The 18,127-nt window shown below is 60.8% G+C and carries 26 protein-coding genes; all 26 read left to right on the top strand.

Translation table 11 applies throughout. The features are described 5' to 3' along the window. The first annotated feature begins 25 nt into the window (after positions 1 to 25). The 26 genes from rpoC (at position 26) to rplO (ending at position 18,122) form a co-directional block, all read left to right on the top strand. Positions 26 to 4,225, top strand: coding sequence for a DNA-directed RNA polymerase subunit beta' (rpoC, locus tag ACLD0W_RS16720; protein WP_410308596.1), 4,200 nt, complete (start codon positions 26 to 28; stop codon positions 4,223 to 4,225). 169 nt (positions 4,226 to 4,394) lie between these two features. Further along, a complete protein-coding gene (gene rpsL / locus ACLD0W_RS16715) occupies positions 4,395 to 4,769 on the top strand; it encodes a 30S ribosomal protein S12 (protein WP_067606428.1) in 375 nt (124 codons plus the stop codon). A gap of 122 nt (positions 4,770 to 4,891) precedes the next feature. After that, positions 4,892 to 5,362 carry a 30S ribosomal protein S7 gene (gene rpsG / locus ACLD0W_RS16710; RefSeq protein ID WP_138770772.1) on the top strand — a complete coding sequence of 157 codons (471 nt, stop codon included), beginning with the start codon at positions 4,892 to 4,894 and terminating at the stop codon, positions 5,360 to 5,362. 78 nt (positions 5,363 to 5,440) lie between these two features. Beyond that, on the top strand, positions 5,441 to 7,540 hold the full coding sequence (gene fusA / locus ACLD0W_RS16705; protein ID WP_410308595.1) for an elongation factor G: 2,100 nt from the start codon (positions 5,441 to 5,443) through the stop codon (positions 7,538 to 7,540). A 32-nt stretch (positions 7,541 to 7,572) separates the two neighbouring features. After that, positions 7,573 to 8,766: an elongation factor Tu gene (gene tuf / locus ACLD0W_RS16700; RefSeq protein WP_377899043.1), complete on the top strand. Its 1,194-nt coding sequence runs from the start codon at positions 7,573 to 7,575 to the stop codon at positions 8,764 to 8,766. Positions 8,767 to 8,980: 214 nt separating this feature from the next. Further along, the gene (rpsJ, locus tag ACLD0W_RS16695) at positions 8,981 to 9,292 is read left to right on the top strand and encodes a 30S ribosomal protein S10 (RefSeq protein ID WP_067612426.1); all 312 of its coding nucleotides are present in this window, start codon (positions 8,981 to 8,983) and stop codon (positions 9,290 to 9,292) included. A gap of 71 nt (positions 9,293 to 9,363) precedes the next feature. Beyond that, positions 9,364 to 9,999, top strand: coding sequence for a 50S ribosomal protein L3 (rplC, locus tag ACLD0W_RS16690; protein WP_138770774.1), 636 nt, complete (start codon positions 9,364 to 9,366; stop codon positions 9,997 to 9,999). Positions 10,000 to 10,013: 14 nt separating this feature from the next. Next, complete coding sequence (gene rplD / locus ACLD0W_RS16685) at positions 10,014 to 10,616, top strand: 50S ribosomal protein L4 (RefSeq protein ID WP_204429043.1); 603 nt, start codon at positions 10,014 to 10,016, stop codon at positions 10,614 to 10,616. Then, entirely contained in the window at positions 10,613 to 10,909 is a 297-nt protein-coding gene (gene rplW / locus ACLD0W_RS16680; protein ID WP_410308594.1) for a 50S ribosomal protein L23, read from the top strand. The genes rplD and rplW overlap by 4 nt, the downstream gene beginning before the upstream one ends. Positions 10,910 to 10,928: 19 nt before the next feature. Next, positions 10,929 to 11,753 carry a 50S ribosomal protein L2 gene (gene rplB, locus ACLD0W_RS16675; RefSeq protein ID WP_410308593.1) on the top strand — a complete coding sequence of 275 codons (825 nt, stop codon included), beginning with the start codon at positions 10,929 to 10,931 and terminating at the stop codon, positions 11,751 to 11,753. A gap of 22 nt (positions 11,754 to 11,775) precedes the next feature. Further along, on the top strand, positions 11,776 to 12,051 hold the full coding sequence (rpsS, locus tag ACLD0W_RS16670) for a 30S ribosomal protein S19 (protein ID WP_204429035.1): 276 nt from the start codon (positions 11,776 to 11,778) through the stop codon (positions 12,049 to 12,051). Between the two features lie 10 nt (positions 12,052 to 12,061). Further along, positions 12,062 to 12,406 (top strand): 50S ribosomal protein L22, encoded by a 345-nt coding sequence (gene rplV / locus ACLD0W_RS16665; protein ID WP_410308592.1) that lies wholly within the window; start codon positions 12,062 to 12,064, stop codon positions 12,404 to 12,406. 4 nt (positions 12,407 to 12,410) lie between these two features. Next, positions 12,411 to 13,106 (top strand): 30S ribosomal protein S3, encoded by a 696-nt coding sequence (gene rpsC, locus ACLD0W_RS16660; RefSeq protein ID WP_138770780.1) that lies wholly within the window; start codon positions 12,411 to 12,413, stop codon positions 13,104 to 13,106. Positions 13,107 to 13,119: 13 nt separating this feature from the next. Further along, positions 13,120 to 13,533, top strand: a complete 414-nt coding sequence (gene rplP / locus ACLD0W_RS16655) for a 50S ribosomal protein L16 (protein WP_138770781.1) — start codon at positions 13,120 to 13,122, stop codon at positions 13,531 to 13,533. 3 nt (positions 13,534 to 13,536) lie between these two features. Continuing rightward, the gene (gene rpmC, locus ACLD0W_RS16650) at positions 13,537 to 13,728 is read left to right on the top strand and encodes a 50S ribosomal protein L29 (protein WP_410308591.1); all 192 of its coding nucleotides are present in this window, start codon (positions 13,537 to 13,539) and stop codon (positions 13,726 to 13,728) included. Positions 13,729 to 13,730: 2 nt separating this feature from the next. Then, the gene (gene rpsQ / locus ACLD0W_RS16645; protein WP_410308590.1) at positions 13,731 to 14,000 is read left to right on the top strand and encodes a 30S ribosomal protein S17; all 270 of its coding nucleotides are present in this window, start codon (positions 13,731 to 13,733) and stop codon (positions 13,998 to 14,000) included. 49 nt (positions 14,001 to 14,049) lie between these two features. Continuing rightward, positions 14,050 to 14,418: a 50S ribosomal protein L14 gene (gene rplN, locus ACLD0W_RS16640; RefSeq protein WP_138770784.1), complete on the top strand. Its 369-nt coding sequence runs from the start codon at positions 14,050 to 14,052 to the stop codon at positions 14,416 to 14,418. Positions 14,419 to 14,433: 15 nt separating this feature from the next. Then, positions 14,434 to 14,748: a 50S ribosomal protein L24 gene (gene rplX, locus ACLD0W_RS16635; protein WP_138770785.1), complete on the top strand. Its 315-nt coding sequence runs from the start codon at positions 14,434 to 14,436 to the stop codon at positions 14,746 to 14,748. A gap of 13 nt (positions 14,749 to 14,761) precedes the next feature. Then, positions 14,762 to 15,301, top strand: coding sequence for a 50S ribosomal protein L5 (gene rplE, locus ACLD0W_RS16630; RefSeq protein ID WP_410308589.1), 540 nt, complete (start codon positions 14,762 to 14,764; stop codon positions 15,299 to 15,301). A gap of 8 nt (positions 15,302 to 15,309) precedes the next feature. Then, positions 15,310 to 15,615, top strand: coding sequence for a 30S ribosomal protein S14 (rpsN, locus tag ACLD0W_RS16625; protein WP_410308588.1), 306 nt, complete (start codon positions 15,310 to 15,312; stop codon positions 15,613 to 15,615). Between the two features lie 26 nt (positions 15,616 to 15,641). Continuing rightward, a complete protein-coding gene (rpsH, locus tag ACLD0W_RS16620) occupies positions 15,642 to 16,034 on the top strand; it encodes a 30S ribosomal protein S8 (RefSeq protein WP_410308587.1) in 393 nt (130 codons plus the stop codon). Between the two features lie 31 nt (positions 16,035 to 16,065). Next, positions 16,066 to 16,599: a 50S ribosomal protein L6 gene (gene rplF, locus ACLD0W_RS16615; protein ID WP_410308586.1), complete on the top strand. Its 534-nt coding sequence runs from the start codon at positions 16,066 to 16,068 to the stop codon at positions 16,597 to 16,599. Positions 16,600 to 16,616: 17 nt separating this feature from the next. Then, on the top strand, positions 16,617 to 16,967 hold the full coding sequence (rplR, locus tag ACLD0W_RS16610) for a 50S ribosomal protein L18 (RefSeq protein ID WP_204429019.1): 351 nt from the start codon (positions 16,617 to 16,619) through the stop codon (positions 16,965 to 16,967). A 12-nt stretch (positions 16,968 to 16,979) separates the two neighbouring features. Further along, a complete protein-coding gene (gene rpsE, locus ACLD0W_RS16605; protein WP_067612765.1) occupies positions 16,980 to 17,477 on the top strand; it encodes a 30S ribosomal protein S5 in 498 nt (165 codons plus the stop codon). A 24-nt stretch (positions 17,478 to 17,501) separates the two neighbouring features. Continuing rightward, positions 17,502 to 17,684 (top strand): 50S ribosomal protein L30, encoded by a 183-nt coding sequence (rpmD, locus tag ACLD0W_RS16600; RefSeq protein ID WP_203101496.1) that lies wholly within the window; start codon positions 17,502 to 17,504, stop codon positions 17,682 to 17,684. 3 nt (positions 17,685 to 17,687) lie between these two features. Continuing rightward, on the top strand, positions 17,688 to 18,122 hold the full coding sequence (rplO, locus tag ACLD0W_RS16595) for a 50S ribosomal protein L15 (RefSeq protein ID WP_410308585.1): 435 nt from the start codon (positions 17,688 to 17,690) through the stop codon (positions 18,120 to 18,122). Positions 18,123 to 18,127: the final 5 nt, after the last annotated feature.

Raw genomic sequence — 18,127 nt, 5'->3', positions numbered from 1 at the left:
GAAAGCTCCATACGGAGGACTGGCCTTGAAAGACTTGCTGAATCTGCTCAAAAGTCAGGGACAAGTCACGGAGTTCGACAAACTGAAGATCGGTCTGGCACCGCCGGATCTGATCCGTTCCTGGTCTTTTGGCGAAGTGAAAAAGCCGGAGACCATCAACTACCGCACCTTCAAGCCGGAGCGTGACGGCCTGTTCTGCGCGCGCATTTTTGGTCCGATCAAGGACTACGAATGTCTGTGCGGCAAGTACAAGCGTCTCAAGCACCGTGGCGTGATCTGTGAAAAGTGCGGCGTGGAGGTCACCCTCTCCAAAGTACGCCGGGAGCGCATGGGCCATATCGAGCTGGCCAGCCCGGTGGCGCACATTTGGTTCCTGAAATCGCTGCCGTCCCGCATCGGCCTGATGCTGGACATGACCCTGCGCGACATCGAGCGGGTGCTGTACTTCGAATCCTTCGTGGTCACCGAGCCGGGCATGACCACCCTGGAGCGCGGCCAGCTGCTCACCGACGAAGAGTACTTCGACGCGCTGGAACAGTTTGGTGATGAGTTCGAAGCCAAGATGGGCGCGGAAGCGGTGCAGCAGCTCCTCACCGAGCTGGATCTCAAAGAAGAGATCAACACCCTGCGCGAGGAAATCGAGGCCACCAACTCGGACACCAAGCTCAAGAAGCTGTCCAAGCGGCTCAAGCTGATGGAAGCGTTCCACGCCTCCGGCAACGAGCCCGAGTGGATGATCATGACGGTGCTGCCGGTGCTGCCGCCGGACCTGCGTCCGCTGGTGCCCCTGGACGGTGGCCGTTTCGCGACCTCCGACCTGAACGACCTGTACCGTCGCGTGATCAACCGCAACAATCGTCTCAAGCGGCTGCTGGATCTGAACGCGCCGGACATCATCGTGCGCAACGAAAAGCGCATGCTGCAGGAGTCCGTGGACGCGCTGCTGGACAACGGCCGTCGCGGCCGTGCCATCACCGGTTCCAACAAGCGCCCGCTGAAGTCCCTGGCCGACATGATCAAGGGCAAGCAGGGCCGTTTCCGTCAGAACCTGCTCGGCAAGCGGGTGGACTACTCCGGTCGTTCCGTGATCGTGGTGGGCCCGACCCTCAAGCTGCACGAGACCGGTCTGCCGAAAAAGATGGCGCTGGAGCTGTTCAAGCCGTTCATCTTCGCCAAGCTGGAAGCCCGGGGCCTGGCCACCACCATCAAGGCGGCCAAGAAGATGGTCGAGCGCGAAACCGCCGAGGTGTGGGATATCCTCGCCGAGGTGATTCGCGAACACCCGGTGATGCTGAACCGGGCGCCGACCCTGCACCGTCTGGGTATCCAGGCGTTCGAGCCGGTGCTGATCGAGGGCAAGGCGATCCAGCTGCACCCGCTGGTGTGCGCCGCCTTCAACGCGGACTTCGACGGTGACCAGATGGCGGTGCACGTACCGCTGACCCTGGAAGCCCAGCTGGAAGCCCGCGCGCTGATGATGTCCACCAACAACATCCTGTCCCCGGCCAACGGTGAACCGATCATCGTGCCGACCCAGGACGTGGTGCTGGGCTTGTATTACATCAGCCGTGAAAAGATCAACGCCAAGGGTGAAGGCCGCATCTTCGCTGACACCAAGGAAGTGATGCGCGCCCTGGGCACCAAGGAAGTGGATCTGCACGCCCGCATCAAGGTGCGCGTGTACGACGTGGTCAAGGATCAGGAAGGCCGTGTCGAGGAAGGCACCCGGCTGGTGGACACCACCCCGGGCCGCTGCAAGATCTGGGACATCGTGCCCGCGGGCATCGGCTTCGATCAGGTCAACCGCAACATGACCAAGAAGGCGATTTCCGGGCTGCTGAACACCTGCTACCGGATCCTGGGCACCAAGGAAACCTGCATCTTCGCTGACCAGATCATGTACATGGGCTTCCGCGAAGCGACCCTGTCCGGCTCCTCCATTGGTGTCGAGGACATGGTGATTCCGGACGCCAAGGTGAAGCTGATCGCCGCCGCCGAGGAAGAGGTGCGCGAGATCGAGGAGCAATTCGCTTCCGGTCTGGTGACCCGTGGTGAGCGCTACAACAAAGTGGTCGACATCTGGGCGCGCACCAACGACCAGATCGCCAAGGCGATGATGGACAACCTGAACAAGGAAATCGTCGTCAACAAGAAGGGCGAGGATGAAGAGCAGGCGTCCTTCAACTCCATCTACATGATGGCGGACTCCGGCGCCCGGGGCTCCCCGGCGCAGATCCGTCAGCTGGCCGGCATGCGCGGCCTGATGGCCAAGCCGGACGGCTCGATCATCGAGACGCCGATCACCAGTAACTTCCGTGAAGGGCTGAACGTACTCCAGTACTTCATCTCCACCCACGGTGCCCGGAAAGGTCTGGCGGATACCGCGCTGAAGACCGCCAACTCCGGTTACCTGACCCGTCGTCTGGTGGACGTGGCCCAGGATCTGGTGATCACCGAGCAGGATTGCGGTACCGAGGACGGTCTGCTGATGACCCCGCTGATCGAAGGCGGTGACATCGTGGAGCCCCTGCGCGAGCGGGTGCTGGGCCGTACCGTGGCCCGTGATCTGGTCCGCCCCGGCACCGACGAAGTGGTGTTCCAGGCCGGCCTGGTGCTCGACGAAGTCTGGGTGGAAAAACTCGAGGCCATGGGCATCGACGAAATCGCGGTGCGCTCTCCGATCACCTGTAAGACCAAGTGGGGCATCTGTTCCGCCTGCTACGGTCGTGATCTGGCGCGCGGTCACCGGGTCAACGTGGGTGAGGCCGTGGGCGTCATGGCGGCCCAGTCCATCGGTGAGCCGGGTACCCAGCTGACCATGCGGACCTTCCACATCGGTGGCGCGGCGAGCCGGGCCACCGCGGTGTCCAACATTCAGATCAAGCACGGCGGCAAGGTGCGTTTCCACAACGCCAAGCACGTGCAGCACCGGGACGGTCTGGTGATCGTTTCCCGCTCCGCGGACCTGGCCGTTCTCGACGACCTGGGCCGTGAGCGCGAGCGCTACAAGATGCCCTACGGTGCCCTGGTCACGGTCAACGAAGGTGACAGCGTGGACGGCGGCCAGGTGGTAGCCACCTGGGATCCGCACACCCACCCGATCATCGCCGAAGTGGCGGGTAAGGTGCAGTTTGGTGACATGGAGGAAGGTATCTCCGTGAACTACCAGACCGATGAGCTCACCGGCCTCACCAACATCGAGGTGCTGAGCAGCCAGGACCGCCCGTCCGCGGGTAAGGACCTGCGTCCGGTGGTGCGTGTGACCGATGCCAAGGGCAAGCCGGTGACGCTGCCCAATACCGAGAATCCGGCCAACTACTTCCTGCCCGGCGGCGCGCTGTCGGCACTGAAGAACGGCGCGGACATCCAGGTAGGTGACGTGATCGCGCGGATTCCCCAGGAATCCTCCAAGACCCGGGACATCACCGGTGGTCTGCCGCGGGTGGCCGACCTGTTCGAGGCCCGTAACCCGAAAGAGGCCGCGATTCTCGCCGAGAAGAGCGGGACCGTCTCCTTCGGCAAGGAGACCAAGGGCAAGGTGCGGCTGGTGATCACCCCGGACGAAGGTGGCGATACCTACGAAGAACTGATTCCCAAGTGGCGTCAGCTGAACATCTTCGAAGGCGAGCACGTGGAGAAAGGCGAGGTGGTCTCCGACGGCCCGCTCAACCCCCACGACATCCTGCGTCTCATGGGTGAAGTGGAGCTGGCCCGTTACATCGTCAACGAGGTGCAGGAGGTTTACCGCCTGCAGGGCGTGAAGATCAACGACAAGCACATCGAGACGATCATCCGTCAGATGCTGCGCAAGGTGGAAATCACCGACGTCGGCGACTCTCCGTTCATCAAGGGCGAGCAGCTTGAGTACGCCCGTCTGGTGGAAGAGAACGAGCAGCTCAACAGCGACGACAAGATGCCGGCACGGGGCGAACGCCTGCTGCTGGGTATCACCAAGGCGTCCCTGGCCACCGAGTCGTTCATCTCCGCGGCCTCCTTCCAGGAGACCACCCGGGTGCTGACCGAGGCGGCGGTAACCGGCAAGGAAGACGGCCTGCGCGGCCTCAAGGAAAACGTGGTGGTGGGGCGTCTGATCCCGGCCGGTACCGGCTATGCCTACCACGAGGAGCGCCGGCGTCAGCGGGCCGAAGCCAGCGGCGACGGTCCCACCATGGACGAAGTGGAAGCGGCCCTGTCCGAGGCGCTCAGTTCCTCCGACCAGGAGTAACCGGGCCCCGGAGCGGGCATGGACCTCCGGCGCCTTGACTTGGCGCCGGGGGGTCCCTAGAATCCGTCGCCCCTGTCTATAGCCCGGAAAAGGCTATGGGACCAACACAAGGGTGGCGACCCGAAAAGCAAGGTTCGTCACAGAACTGTAAGCGTGGAGCAGTAGTTTCATGGCAACTGTAAACCAGCTTGTGCGGAACCCGCGCAAGAGAAAGGTTGAGAAAAGCGACTCGGTCGCCCTGCAGGGCTGCCCGCAGCGTCGCGGCGTTTGCACCCGGGTGTACACCACTACCCCGAAAAAGCCGAACTCCGCGCTGCGTAAGGTTTGCCGGGTGCGCCTGACCAACGGTTATGAAGTGTCCTCCTATATTCCGGGGGAAGGTCATAACCTGCAGGAGCACTCCGTGGTGCTGATCCGTGGCGGTCGTGTAAAAGACCTCCCGGGTGTGCGTTACCACACCGTGCGCGGCACGCTGGACACCGCTGGTGTTCAGGATCGCAAGCAGCGTCGTTCCAAGTACGGCGCCAAGCGGCCGAAGAAGTAAATACACCCCTTTCCATACGGCCGGGCGCCTGGCGACCCGGCGGGATGAGTAAGGCCGGGCTTCGTCCCGGGTAACCCTGAAGCTTTCCCCGCCCCGGCGGGGCATGATGAGGAACACATCCGATGCCAAGAAGACGCGTCGTAGCCAAACGCGAGATCCTGCCGGATCCGAAGTTTGGAAGCCAGCTGCTGGCCAAGTTCATGAACCACGTAATGGTCGACGGTAAGAAGTCCGTGGCCGAGCGCATTGTGTACGGTGCGCTGGATACCGTGGCTGAGCGCAAGAATGGCGAGCCCCTGGAACTGTTCGAGAAAGCCCTCGACAACATCCGCCCGATGGTGGAAGTGAAGAGCCGCCGTGTCGGTGGCGCCACCTATCAGGTGCCGGTCGAGGTGCGTCCGAGCCGCCGTACCGCCCTGGCCATGCGCTGGCTGGTGGACTCCGCCCGCAAGCGCGGTGAGAAAAGCATGGCCCAGCGTCTCGCCGGTGAGGTGATGGACGCGGCGGAAGGCAAGGGCGCCGCCATGAAGAAGCGGGAAGACGTGCACCGCATGGCCGAGGCCAACAAGGCCTTCTCCCACTTCCGCTTCTGAGGCAGAAGGCAGCACGAGTAAACCGGCCTGCGATCAGGCCGGTTTTTGTATTGGATTCAGTGAATCGAGGTTAGCAGCGTGGCACGTAAGACTCCTCTCAACCGTTATCGCAATATTGGTATCTGCGCGCACGTGGACGCGGGCAAGACCACGACCACCGAGCGCGTTCTTTTCTACACCGGTGTGTCTCACAAAATCGGTGAGGTGCACGATGGTGCCGCGACCATGGACTGGATGGAGCAGGAGCAGGAGCGTGGTATCACCATTACCTCCGCTGCTACCACCACCTTCTGGCAGGGCATGGACCAGCAGTACGACCAGTACCGCATCAACATCATCGACACCCCCGGGCACGTGGACTTCACCATTGAGGTGGAACGTTCCTTGCGGGTTCTCGACGGTGCCGTGGTGGTGTTCTGTGGCACCTCCGGCGTTGAGCCGCAGTCCGAGACCGTATGGCGCCAGGCCAACAAATACGAAGTGCCCCGCATCGTGTTCGTCAACAAGATGGACCGTGCCGGCGCCAACTTCGAGCGCGTGGTTGAGCAGATCCGCAAGCGCCTCGGCGCCAAGGTGGTTCCGATTCAGCTGAACATCGGCGCCGAGGACGAGTTCAAGGGCGTGGTCGACCTGATCCGGATGAAGGCGATCTACTGGAACGAGGCTGACATGGGCATGACCTATGAGCAGACCGAGATTCCCGCCGAACTGCAGGACCGCTGTAACGAACTGCGTGAGCAAATGATGGAGTCCGCCGCGGAAGCCTCCGAAGAGCTCATGGAGAAGTATCTGGAAAGTGGCGAGCTGACCAACGAAGAGATCAAGGCCGGTCTGCGCCAGCAAGTGCTGGCCAACGAGATCGTGCTGGCTCTGTGTGGCTCCGCGTTCAAGAACAAGGGCGTGCAGGCCATGCTCGACGCCGTGGTGGAATACCTGCCGGCGCCGGACGAAGTAAAAGCCATCCAGGGCGTACTGGAAGACGGCGAAACCGTGGAGTCCCGTAAGTCCTCCGACGACGAGCCGTTCTCCGCGCTGGCGTTCAAGATCGCCACCGACCCCTTCGTGGGCTCCCTGACCTTCATCCGGGTGTACTCCGGGGTGCTGAATTCCGGTGACTCCGTGTTGAACTCCGTGAAGGACAAGAAGGAGCGCGTTGGTCGTCTGCTGCAGATGCACGCCAACAGCCGTGAAGAGATCAAGGAAGTGCGCGCCGGCGACATCGCCGCCTGTGTGGGCCTGAAGGACGTCACCACCGGTGACACCCTGTGTGACCTGAACAAGGTGATCGTGCTCGAGCGTATGGAATTCCCGGATCCGGTGATCTCCGTGGCGGTGGAGCCGAAATCCAAGGCCGACCAGGAAAAAATGGGCATGGCCCTGGGGCGCCTGGCTCAGGAAGATCCCTCCTTCCGGGTGAAGACCGACGAGGAAACCGGCCAGACCATTATCTCCGGCATGGGCGAGCTGCACCTGGACATCCTGGTGGACCGCATGCGTCGTGAGTTCAAGGTGGAAGCGAACATCGGCGCGCCGCAGGTGGCGTACCGCGAGACCTTCACCAAGCCGGCCGACGTGGAAGGCAAGTTCGTCAAGCAGTCCGGTGGTCGCGGCCAGTACGGTCACGTCAAGGTCAAGTTCGAGCCCATCGACCGCGATGAAGAGTTCCAGTTCGAGGAACAGATTCACGGTGGTGTGGTTCCGAAGGAATACTTCGGCGCGGTCCAGAAAGGTATCGACGAGCAGCTGCAGGCTGGCGTGCTGGCCGGTTACCCGATCCTGGGCGTGAAAGCGATTCTCTACGACGGTTCCTACCACGAGGTGGACTCCAACGAGAACGCCTTCCGCATGGCGGGTGCCCTGGCGGTGAAGAACGCCGCCAAGGAAGCCGGCGCGGTACTGCTGGAACCGATGATGAAGGTGGAAGCGGTTACTCCCGAAGAGTACATGGGTGATGTGATGGGCGACCTTAACCGTCGCCGCGGTATCGTGCAGGGCATGGAAGACACCCTGTCCGGTAAGATCATTCGCGCGGAGGTGCCGTTGTCCGAGATGTTCGGTTACGCTACCGACCTGCGCTCCATGTCCCAGGGTCGTGCCAGCTACTCCATGGAGTTCCTGAAGTACGCCGAAGCGCCGCGCAACATCGCCGAAGATGTGATCAGCGGTAAGAAATCTTAAATTTACGGTTAATTTGTTAAAGGTATAGAGCCGTGGCAAAGGAAAAGTTTGAACGTAATAAACCGCACGTAAACGTAGGCACCATTGGTCACGTTGACCATGGTAAGACGACGCTGACCGCCGCCCTGACGCGGGTGTGCTTCGAGACCTGGGGTTCCGGTTCCGCGAGCGCGTTTGACCAGATCGACAATGCGCCGGAAGAGCGTGAGCGCGGTATTACCATTGCGACCTCTCACGTGGAATACGATTCCCCGAATCGTCACTACGCGCACGTTGACTGCCCCGGCCACGCCGACTACGTGAAGAACATGATCACCGGTGCGGCGCAGATGGACGGCGCGATCCTGGTGGTGAGCGCGGCGGACGGCCCGATGCCGCAAACCCGCGAGCACATCCTGCTGTCCCGCCAGGTGGGCGTACCGTTCATCGTTGTGTTCCTGAACAAAGCGGACATGGTGGACGATGAAGAGCTGCTGGAACTGGTTGAAATGGAAATCCGTGAGCTGCTGAGCAGCTACGACTTCCCGGGCGACGACACCCCGATCATCACCGGTTCCGCGCTGAAGGCTCTGGAAGGTGACACCAGCGATATCGGCATGCCGGCGGTGGTGAAACTGGTTGAGTGCCTGGACGACTACATCCCGGAGCCGGAGCGCGCCGTGGATCAGCCGTTCCTGATGCCGATCGAAGACGTGTTCTCCATCTCCGGCCGCGGTACCGTGGTAACCGGTCGTGTGGAGCGTGGCATCATCAAGGTGGGCGACGAGATTGAAATCGTTGGCATCAAGGACACCACCAAGACCACCTGTACCGGCGTTGAGATGTTCCGCAAGCTGCTGGACGAAGGCCGGGCGGGCGAGAACGTGGGCGTGCTGCTGCGCGGCACCAAGCGTGACGACGTTGAGCGTGGTCAGGTGCTGGCGAAGCCGGGCTCCATCACTCCGCACACCAAGTTCGAAGGTGAAGTGTACGTGCTGAGCAAGGAAGAGGGTGGTCGTCACACCCCGTTCTTCAACGGCTACCGTCCGCAGTTCTACTTCCGTACCACGGACGTGACCGGTGCGTGCACCCTGCCGGAAGGCACCGAAATGGTGATGCCGGGCGACAACGTACAGATGACTGTACAGCTGATCGCACCGATCGCCATGGAAGAAGGTCTGCGTTTCGCGGTCCGCGAAGGCGGCCGTACCGTGGGCGCCGGCGTGGTATCCAAGGTCATCGAGTGATAGTTAGACAAAAAATGGCCGGGGCGCTTGCCCTGGCCATTTTTTGTCTCTATAATTTGCGCCCTCTTCGCTGGTAAAGCGTAGCGAAAGAGCGCGATCAACCGGGGCATCGTTCCCGGGCTTGTTTTGACACCCACCACCTTCCGGATGGATAGGTCGGGCGGGCTTTTTGCCATCTAATGAATGGTTCGAAACAGTCTGGAGTTTGTTAGCTATGGCTAACCAAAGAATCCGCATCCGTCTCAAGGCCTTTGATCATCGCCTGATCGATCAGTCCGCCCAGGAGATCGTGGATACGGCAAAACGGACGGGTGCGCAGGTACAGGGGCCGATTCCCCTGCCGACGCGCAAAGAACGGTTTACGGTGCTGATCTCTCCGCATGTGAATAAAGATGCGCGGGACCAGTACGAGATCCGCACTCACAAGCGGCTGGTGGATATCGTCGAGCCCACGGACAAAACCGTGGACGCGCTGATGAAGCTGGACCTGGCTGCTGGTGTGGACGTGCAGATCAGCCTGGGATAACTGGCCTGAGAGACAGCTCAGACCTACAACTACGGGCGGTTCAACCGCGACAGGTTGTAAAGAGGTAAACAATGGCGATTGGTGTAATCGGTCGGAAATGCGGGATGACCCGGGTGTTCACTGAAGAAGGTGTCAGTGTTCCGGTTACCGTTATCGAGGTGACTCCGAACCGGGTAAGTCAGGTCAAGACCGACGAGACAGATGGCTACGAAGCCGTGCAGGTAACGGTGGGTGAGCGCCGGGCCAACCGGGTGACCAAGCCTCAGGCGGGTCATTACGGCAAGGCGGGCGTGCAGGCTGGCCGCAAGGCGGGCGAATTTCGCGCCGAAGCGGGCGAGCTGCAGGCCGGCTCCGAGATTACCCTGGAAATCTTCGAGGCAGGTCAGTCCGTGGACGTGACCGGCACTTCCAAGGGGAAGGGCTTCGCGGGCGCCGTGAAGCGTTGGAATTTCCGTACCCAGGATGCGACCCACGGCAACTCTCTGTCCCACCGGGCTCCCGGCTCCATCGGTCAGAACCAGACCCCGGGGCGGGTGTTCAAGGGCAAGAAAATGGCCGGTCATCTGGGCGCCGAGCGTGTCACGGTTCAGAACCTGGAAATCGTGCGCGTGGACGCGGAAAAGAATCTGTTGCTGGTAAAGGGTGCCATCCCCGGTGCGGCCGGTGGTGATGTGATCGTGCGCCCGGCAGTGAAGGCGAAGGCCTGAAAGAGGAATAGAGGATGAATCTCAATACTGCCTCTGGAGGTACCGTAACCGTTTCCGAAGTCGCCTTCGGCAAGGACTTCAACGAGCCTCTGGTTCATCAGGTTGTGACCGCGTTTCTGGCCGGTGCCCGTCAGGGTTCCAAGGCCCAGAAAAACCGTGCCGCGGTAGCGGGCGGTGGTCGCAAACCCTGGCGTCAGAAGGGAACGGGTCGGGCCCGCGCGGGTACCATTCGCAGCCCGCTGTGGCGTGGCGGCGGCAAGACGTTCGCTGCCGAACCCCGCGATTTTTCACAGAAAGTGAATCGCAAGATGTACCGCGGCGCGCTGCGTTGCATTCTGTCCGAGCTGGTGCGCCAGGAGCGTCTGGTGGTGGTCGATGAATTTGCCATCGAAGCCCCCCGGACCAAGGAAGTGGCCACCAAGCTGAAGGATCTGGCTCTGAGCAGCGTGCTGATCGTGACCGGCGAAGTGGACGAGAATCTGTACCTGGCGGCCCGCAATCTGCCCAAAGTGGATATTCGCGACGCCAAGGGTGTGGATCCGGTCAGCCTGATCGCCTTCGAGAAAGTGCTGATCACGGTGCCGGCTCTGAAACAGCTTGAGGAGGCGCTGGCATGAACAAAGAGCGTATTTTTAGCGTACTTCTCGCGCCGCATATTTCCGAGAAGGCCACCATGGCGGCCGAGCAGGGCAACGCTTTCGTGTTCAAAGTCGCGAAAGATGCCAACAAGCTGGAAATCAAGAAAGCGGTGGAAAGCCTGTTTGATGTGAAGGTTCGCTCCGTGCGTACCCTCAACGTCAAGGGCAAGCAGAAGTTCTTTGGTCGCATCTCCGGCAAGCGCGCGGGCTGGAAGAAAGCCTACGTGTCGCTGGCGGAAGGCCAGGACATCGATTTCCTGGGCGCAGAGTAAGGTAAGGGAGTAAGGAATCATGGCGATTGTAAAAACCAAGCCGACTTCCCCGGGCCGCCGCTTTGTCGTCAAGGTGGTCAACGAGGAGCTCTACAAAGGCGCTCCGTACGCACCGCTGCTGGAAGCCAAGAGCAAGAACGGCGGCCGTAACAACAACGGTCGCATCACCACCCGCCATAAAGGTGGTGGTCACAAGCAGAAGTACCGTCGTGTCGACTTCCGTCGCAACAAGGACGGCGTGCCGGGCGTGATCGAGCGGATCGAATACGATCCCAACCGCTCCGCGCACATCGCCCTGGTCAAGTACCTGGACGGCGAGCGTCGCTACATCCTGGCGCCGAAAGGCCTCAAGGCCGGCGACCGGGTGCAGTCCGGCGAAGACGCGTCGATCAAGGTGGGCAATGCTCTGCCGCTGCGCAACATCCCGCTGGGTTCCACGGTTCATAACGTGGAAATGAAGCCTGGCAAGGGTGGTCAGCTGGCACGGTCCGCCGGTACTTCGGTACAGGTTCTGGCAAAGGATGGTGGCTATGTGACCCTGCGTCTTCGCTCCGGCGAGATGCGCAAGGTGCACGCCGAGTGTGTGGCCACCATCGGTGAAGTCTCCAACAGCGAGCACAGTCTGCGCTCGCTGGGCAAGGCCGGCGCCAAGCGCTGGCGGGGTGTTCGCCCGACCGTACGCGGTGTGGCGATGAACCCGGTGGATCACCCGCACGGTGGTGGTGAAGGCCGCACTTCCGGTGGTCGTCATCCGGTAACCCCGTGGGGCGTGCCCACCAAGGGCCACAAAACGCGTACCAACAAGCGCACCTCCAAGATGATTGTGCGCGACCGTCGTAAGTAAGGGATAGAGAGAGGTTCAGGCTGTGCCACGTTCACTGAAGAAAGGTCCGTTTCTGGATCACCACCTGCTCAAGAAGGTGGAAGAAGCGGTGGAAGCCGGCTCCCGTAAGCCGATCAAAACCTGGTCCCGTCGCTCCATGATCATCCCGGAGATGGTGGGTTTGACCATCGCGGTGCATAACGGCCGTCAGCATGTGCCGGTATTGGTCACTGAGCATATGGTGGGCCACAAGCTGGGCGAATTCGCCCTGACCCGCACCTACCGCGGGCACATCGTGGACAAGAAGGCTAAGCGATAAGGTGACAGCCATGGCGACTGAAGTTGCAGCCCGTCTGCGGGGCGCAAGAATTTCGGCTCAAAAGGCCCGGCTGGTGGCAGACCAGATCCGCGGCCTCGAGGTGGAGAAGGCGTTGAATGTTCTCGCCTTCAGCCCCAAAAAGGCGGCCCGGATTGTTAAAAAGGTGCTGGAGTCCGCGATTGCCAACGCGGAAAACAACGAAGGCGCCGACGTGGATGAGCTGAAAGTATCCACAGTGTTTGTGGATGAGGGCATGACGATGAAGCGTATTCGTCCGCGCGCCAAAGGCCGCGCCGATCGCATTCTCAAGCGTACGTGCCACATTACTGTGAAAGTCTCGGAAGGTCAGGAGTAACCAGATGGGTCAGAAAGTTCATCCGATCGGTATCCGCCTGGGCATCGTCAAGGAGCACAACTCCCTGTGGTATGCCGGGCCGAAAACCTATTCCGACTGCCTGGTGACCGATCTGCAGGTACGTGAGTATCTGTTCAAGCGACTGAAGAACGCGTCCGTGAGTCGGGTGAAAATCGAACGTCCCTCCGAGAACGTTCGAATCACCATCTCCACCGCGCGTCCCGGTATCGTGATCGGTAAGAAGGGCGAGGATGTGGAGCGCCTGCGCCGTGACGTGGCCGCCATGATGGGTGTGCCCGTTCACATCAATATCGAAGAAGTGCGCAAGCCCGATCTGGATGCGCGTCTGGTGGGCGACAACATCGCCGGTCAGCTGGAGCGTCGCGTGATGTTCCGCCGCGCCATGAAGCGGGCCGTGCAGAACGCCATGAAGGCCGGCGCCGAGGGCATTCGCGTGCAGCTGTCCGGTCGTCTGGGTGGCGCCGAGATCGCCCGTACCGAATGGTACCGCGAAGGTCGGGTTCCCCTGCACACGCTGCGTGCCGATATCGATTACGCCAGCGTCCGTGCGGAAACCACCTACGGCACCATCGGCGTCAAGGTCTGGATCTTCCGCGGCGAAGTGCTGGGTGGCATGGAGCAGGTGCAGGAAGAGCAGAAGCAGCAGTCCAAGGGCGCCAAGAAGCGCGGCCGCGGTTAAAGGGTAACTAACGATGTTGCAGCCGAAGCGTACCAAATTCCGGAAAGTTCAAAAGGGCCGTAACCGCGGCCTGGCACAGCGGGGCAGCAAGGTGTCTTTCGGCACCGTGGGCCTGCAGGCCACCGGTCGTGGCCGGATCACCGCTCGCCAGATCGAAGCCGCGCGTCGTGCCATGACCCGTCATATCAAGCGGGGCGGCAAAATCTGGATTCGCGTGTTCCCCGACAAGCCGATCACCCAGAAGCCCCTCGAGGTTCGGATGGGTAAAGGTAAGGGTAACGTGGAGTACTGGGTAGCCCAGATTCAGCCGGGCCGCATGCTCTACGAAATGGAAGGTGTTTCAGAAGACGTGGCGCGTGAAGCGTTTCGTCTCGCCGCGGCCAAGCTGCCGATCAGCACCCGCGTTGTGACTCGGACGGTGATGTAAGCCATGAAAGCGAGTGAACTGAGAGATAAAAGTGTTGAAGAGCTGCAGAACCAGCAGCTCGAGTTGCTGGAGCAGCAGTTCAAGCAGCGCATGCAGCTGGCATCCGGGCAGCTTTCACAAACCCATAACCTCGGGAAGGTTCGCCGTGATATCGCACGTGTGAAAACCATTCTGAGAGAGAAGCAGGGTAACTAGTCATGGCAGAAGCGAAAGAACAACTGCGCCGGACCGCGACTGGCAGAGTGACCTCCAACAAGGGTGATAAAACCATCACCGTGTTGGTGGAGCGCCGGGTTCAGCACCCCATTTATGGCAAGATCATCAAGCGGTCCACGAAACTGATGGCGCATGATGAAGAGAATCAGTGCAACGAAGGCGACCTGGTCACTATCGAAGAGTGCCGTCCGTTGTCCAAGCGTAAGACCTGGACGCTGGTGAACGTGGTGGAACAGACCAACAAGGTCTGACCGACGTTGCTGTGGCTGCCTGCAGGGCAGGAGTTGGAGAGAGTAAGCGATGATTCAGACCGAAACCATGCTCGAAGTCGCCGATAACAGCGGCGCGCGTCGAGTGCAGTGCATCAAGGTGCTGGGTGGTTCCCACCGCCGCTATGCAGGCATTGGTGACATCATCAAGGTCACAGTAAAGGAAGCGATTCCGCGCGGCCGCGTCAAGAAAGGTGACGTGATGACCGCGGTGGTGGTGCGCACCCGTCGTGGCGTGCGTCGCCCGGATGGCTCCGTGATTCGTTTCGATGAAAACGCCGCGGTGCTGCTGGGTAACAACAAAGCGCCGGTAGGTACCCGGATCTTTGGCCCGGTGACTCGTGAACTGCGTACCGAGCAGTTCATGAAGATCATTTCACTGGCACCGGAAGTTCTTTAAAGGCGGGTGAAGGCAATGCTCAAGATCAAGCGTGATGATGAAGTCATCGTAATCGCGGGCAAGGACAAAGGTAAGCGCGGCAAGGTACAACGCGTGCTGCCGAACGGTCGCCTGGTAGTGGCCGGTGTGAACGTGGTGAAGAAGCACGTGCGCGCTAATCCTAACCGCGGAATCCAGGGTGGCATCGTGGAACAGGAAGCCGGTATCGACGCTTCCAACGTGGCCATTTGGAATGCCAAGGCCGAGAAGGCGGACCGCGTGGGTTTCCGCGTCGAGGACGGCCGTAAGGTGCGTTTCTTCAAGTCCAACGGCGAACCGCTGGACGCGTGAGGACAGGTGGACCATGAGTGATCTGAAAAAGGTTTACAACGAAGAGATCGTGCCGAAGCTCAAAGAGCAATTCGGTTACGATAACGTCATGCAAGTGCCGAAAATCACCAAAATCACCCTGAATATGGGTGTGGGTGAAGCGGCCTCGGACCGTAAGGCCATCGAAGGTGCCTTGTCCGACATGACCGCGATCGCCGGCCAGAAGCCGTTGGTTACCAAGGCACGCAAGTCCGTGGCGGGTTTCAAGATCCGTGAGGGCTGGCCGATCGGCTGCAAGGTGACGCTGCGTAACCGTCGTATGTACGAGTTTCTGGAGCGTCTGGTTTCCGTGGCGATCCCGCGGGTACGCGACTTCCGTGGTCTGAACCCCAAGTCCTTCGACGGCCGGGGTAACTATTCCATGGGTCTGCGCGAGCAGATCGTGTTCCCGGAAATTGATTTCGACAAGGTCGACAAGCTGCGTGGTCTGGATATTACCATTACCACCACGGCGAAGACCGATGACGAAGCACGCGCGCTGCTGCGCGCCTTCAACTTCCCGCTGAAAGGCTGAGAGGATTCATGGCAAAAGTCTCTATGAAAAATCGGGAGGCGAAGCGCGCCAAGCTGGTTCAGCGTTACGCCGCCAAGCGTGAAGCGCTGAAAGCGATCATCCAGGATCCCAACGCCGAACCCGAGGCGAAGTGGGAAGCCCAGATCCAGCTTCAGAAACTGCCGCGCGACTCCTCCCCGGTACGCCAGCGTAATCGCTGCCGGATCACCGGTCGTCCGCACGGCTACTACCGTAAATTCGGTTTGAGCCGCATCAAGCTGCGCGAAGCGGCGATGCGCGGCGACGTCCCCGGCCTGGTTAAATCCAGCTGGTAATCGAGTAAAAGCGGAGCGATTGCGGCATGAGCATGCAAGATACCCTGGCGGATATGTTTACCCGTATCCGCAATGCGCAAATGGCCCGGAAGAGCAAGGTGGAAATCCCCTCTTCCAAGACCAAAGAGGCCATTGCCAAGGTACTGAAGGAAGAAGGTTACATCGAAAGCTTTTCGGTGGCTGGCGACAAGAAGCCGGTCCTGACCGTAGAGCTTCGGTATTTCGAGGGCCAGCCGGTGATCGAGAAGATCGCCCGGGTGAGCCGCCCCGGCCTGCGCGTTTACAAAAACGCTGGTGATATTCCCAAGGTCAAGGGCGGTCTGGGCGTGATGGTCGTGTCCACCAACCAGGGCATTCTTTCCGATCGCGCGGCACGCCAGGCCAACGTCGGCGGCGAGCTGATCTGCGAAGTGTCCTGACGGTGACGGTGTAGACGGGTTAGGTGCAGCAATGTCTAGAGTAGCGAAGAATCCGGTTAAATTGCCCAGTGGTGTCGAGGTGAAAGTCGACGGCGCCAAGGTGTCCGTCAAAGGCGGCAAGGGCAACCTGGAACACGAAGTGCACGAACTGGTGGAAGTGTCCGTGGACGACGGTGTGTTCACCGTCAAGCCGCGCGAGGAGTCCCAGGATGCCTGGGCACTGGCCGGTACCACCCGGGCCCTGGTGAACAACATGGTCACCGGCGTTTCCGAGGGCTTCGAGCGCAAGCTGGTTCTCAACGGCGTGGGTTACCGCGCACAGGCGCAGGGCAAGACCCTGAACCTGACGCTGGGTTTCTCCCATCCGGTGGCCTACCAGCTGCCCGAGGGCATCACCATCGAGACCCCGACCCAGACCGAAATTGTCATCCGGGGCATTGATAAGCAGCTGGTGGGTCAGGTTGCCGCCAATGTCCGTGGTTTCCGTCCGCCCGAGCCCTATAAAGGCAAGGGGGTGCGCTATGCCGATGAGCAAGTGCGCCGTAAGGAAGCCAAGAAGAAATAATCGTTGAGACTAGAGCCATGATGGACAAGAAAGTTGCACGTCTGCGCAGGGCCAAACGTACTCGCCTGAACATCCGCGAGTCCGGCCAGATCCGTCTGTCCGTACATCGCACCCCGCGCCATATCTATGCACAGATTACCAGCGCGGCCGGTGACCAGGTTCTGGTCGCGGCGAGCACGGTGGAGAAGGACCTGCGTGGTGGGGCGACCGGCAATGCCGACGCCGCCGCCAAAGTGGGCGAAATGATCGCGAAGCGCGCCAAAGAGGCGGGCATCGAGCGCGTCGCCTTTGACCGTTCCGGTTTCCGTTACCACGGTCGTATCAAGGCGCTGGCCGATGCCGCGCGCGAAAACGGGCTTGAATTCTAAGGGTGCTTGGTTATGGCGAAAGTTGATCCCAACGAAGGTCTCCAGGAGAAGCTGGTTCAGGTGAACCGGGTCGCCAAGGTGGTCAAAGGCGGTCGGATCTTCGGCTTCACTGCGTTGACCGTGGTGGGCGACGGTAAGGGCAAGGTAGGCTTCGGCCGCGGCAAGGCACGCGAAGTGCCGGCGGCGATCCAGAAAGCCCTGGAAGCGGCCCGTCGCAATATGATTCAGGTGGACCTGAAAGGCACCACCATCCAGCACCCGATCAAGGCGCGTCATGGGGCCTCCAAGGTCTACATGCAGCCCGCCGACGACGGTACCGGTGTGATTGCCGGCGGTGCCATGCGCGCCGTGCTGGAAGTGGCCGGTGTGCAGAACGTACTGGCCAAGTGCTACGGCTCCACCAATCCGGTGAACGTGGTGCGGGCGACCTTCAACGGTCTCAAGCAGATGTCCTCCCCGGAATCGGTGGCGGCTAAGCGTGGCAAGTCCGTTGAAGAGATTCTCGGCTAAGCGCACACAGACGGAAGCTTAAAGATGGCTGACAAGATCAAAGTAACCCAGGTTAAAAGCACCAACGGCCGGCTGGAAGGCCACAAGGCCTGTGTGCGCGGTCTCGGGCTGCGCCGCATCGGTCACACCGTTGAAGTTGAAGATACGCCTGCGGTGCGCGGCATGATCAACAAAGTCGCGTACATGGTACGGGTAGAGGGAGAATAAGCGATGCGTCTCAATGATCTGCATCCGGCTGACGGTTCCCGTCCGCAAGAGAAGCGGGTAGGCCGTGGTATTGGCTCCGGTCTGGGCAAGACCGGTGGTCGTGGCCACAAAGGTCAGAAGTCCCGCTCCGGTGGTACCGTGAAGCCCGGTTTCGAAGGCGGTCAGATGCCGCTGCAGCGCCGCGTGCCCAAGTTTGGCTTTACCTCCAAACTGGCCATGGCCACCGCCGAGGTTCGCCTCGAGGAACTGGCCAAGGTGGAAGGCGACGTGGTCGACCTGGACACTCTGAAAAAAGCCGGCGTGGTGCGCTCCGACAAGAAGCGCGCCAAGATCGTACTGCGTGGCGGCATCGATCGCGCGGTCACCGTACGCGGCGTGGCGATCACCAAGGGTGCGCGCGAAGCGGTGGAAAAGGCCGGCGGTAAAATCGAAGAGTAAAAGGC

Source organism: Alloalcanivorax sp. C16-1, from assembly GCF_046507805.1.
GTDB lineage: Bacteria > Pseudomonadota > Gammaproteobacteria > Pseudomonadales > Alcanivoracaceae > Alloalcanivorax.
The sequence above is the reverse complement of the archived record's forward strand: the minus strand, read 5'-3'. Positions and strand labels throughout refer to the sequence as shown.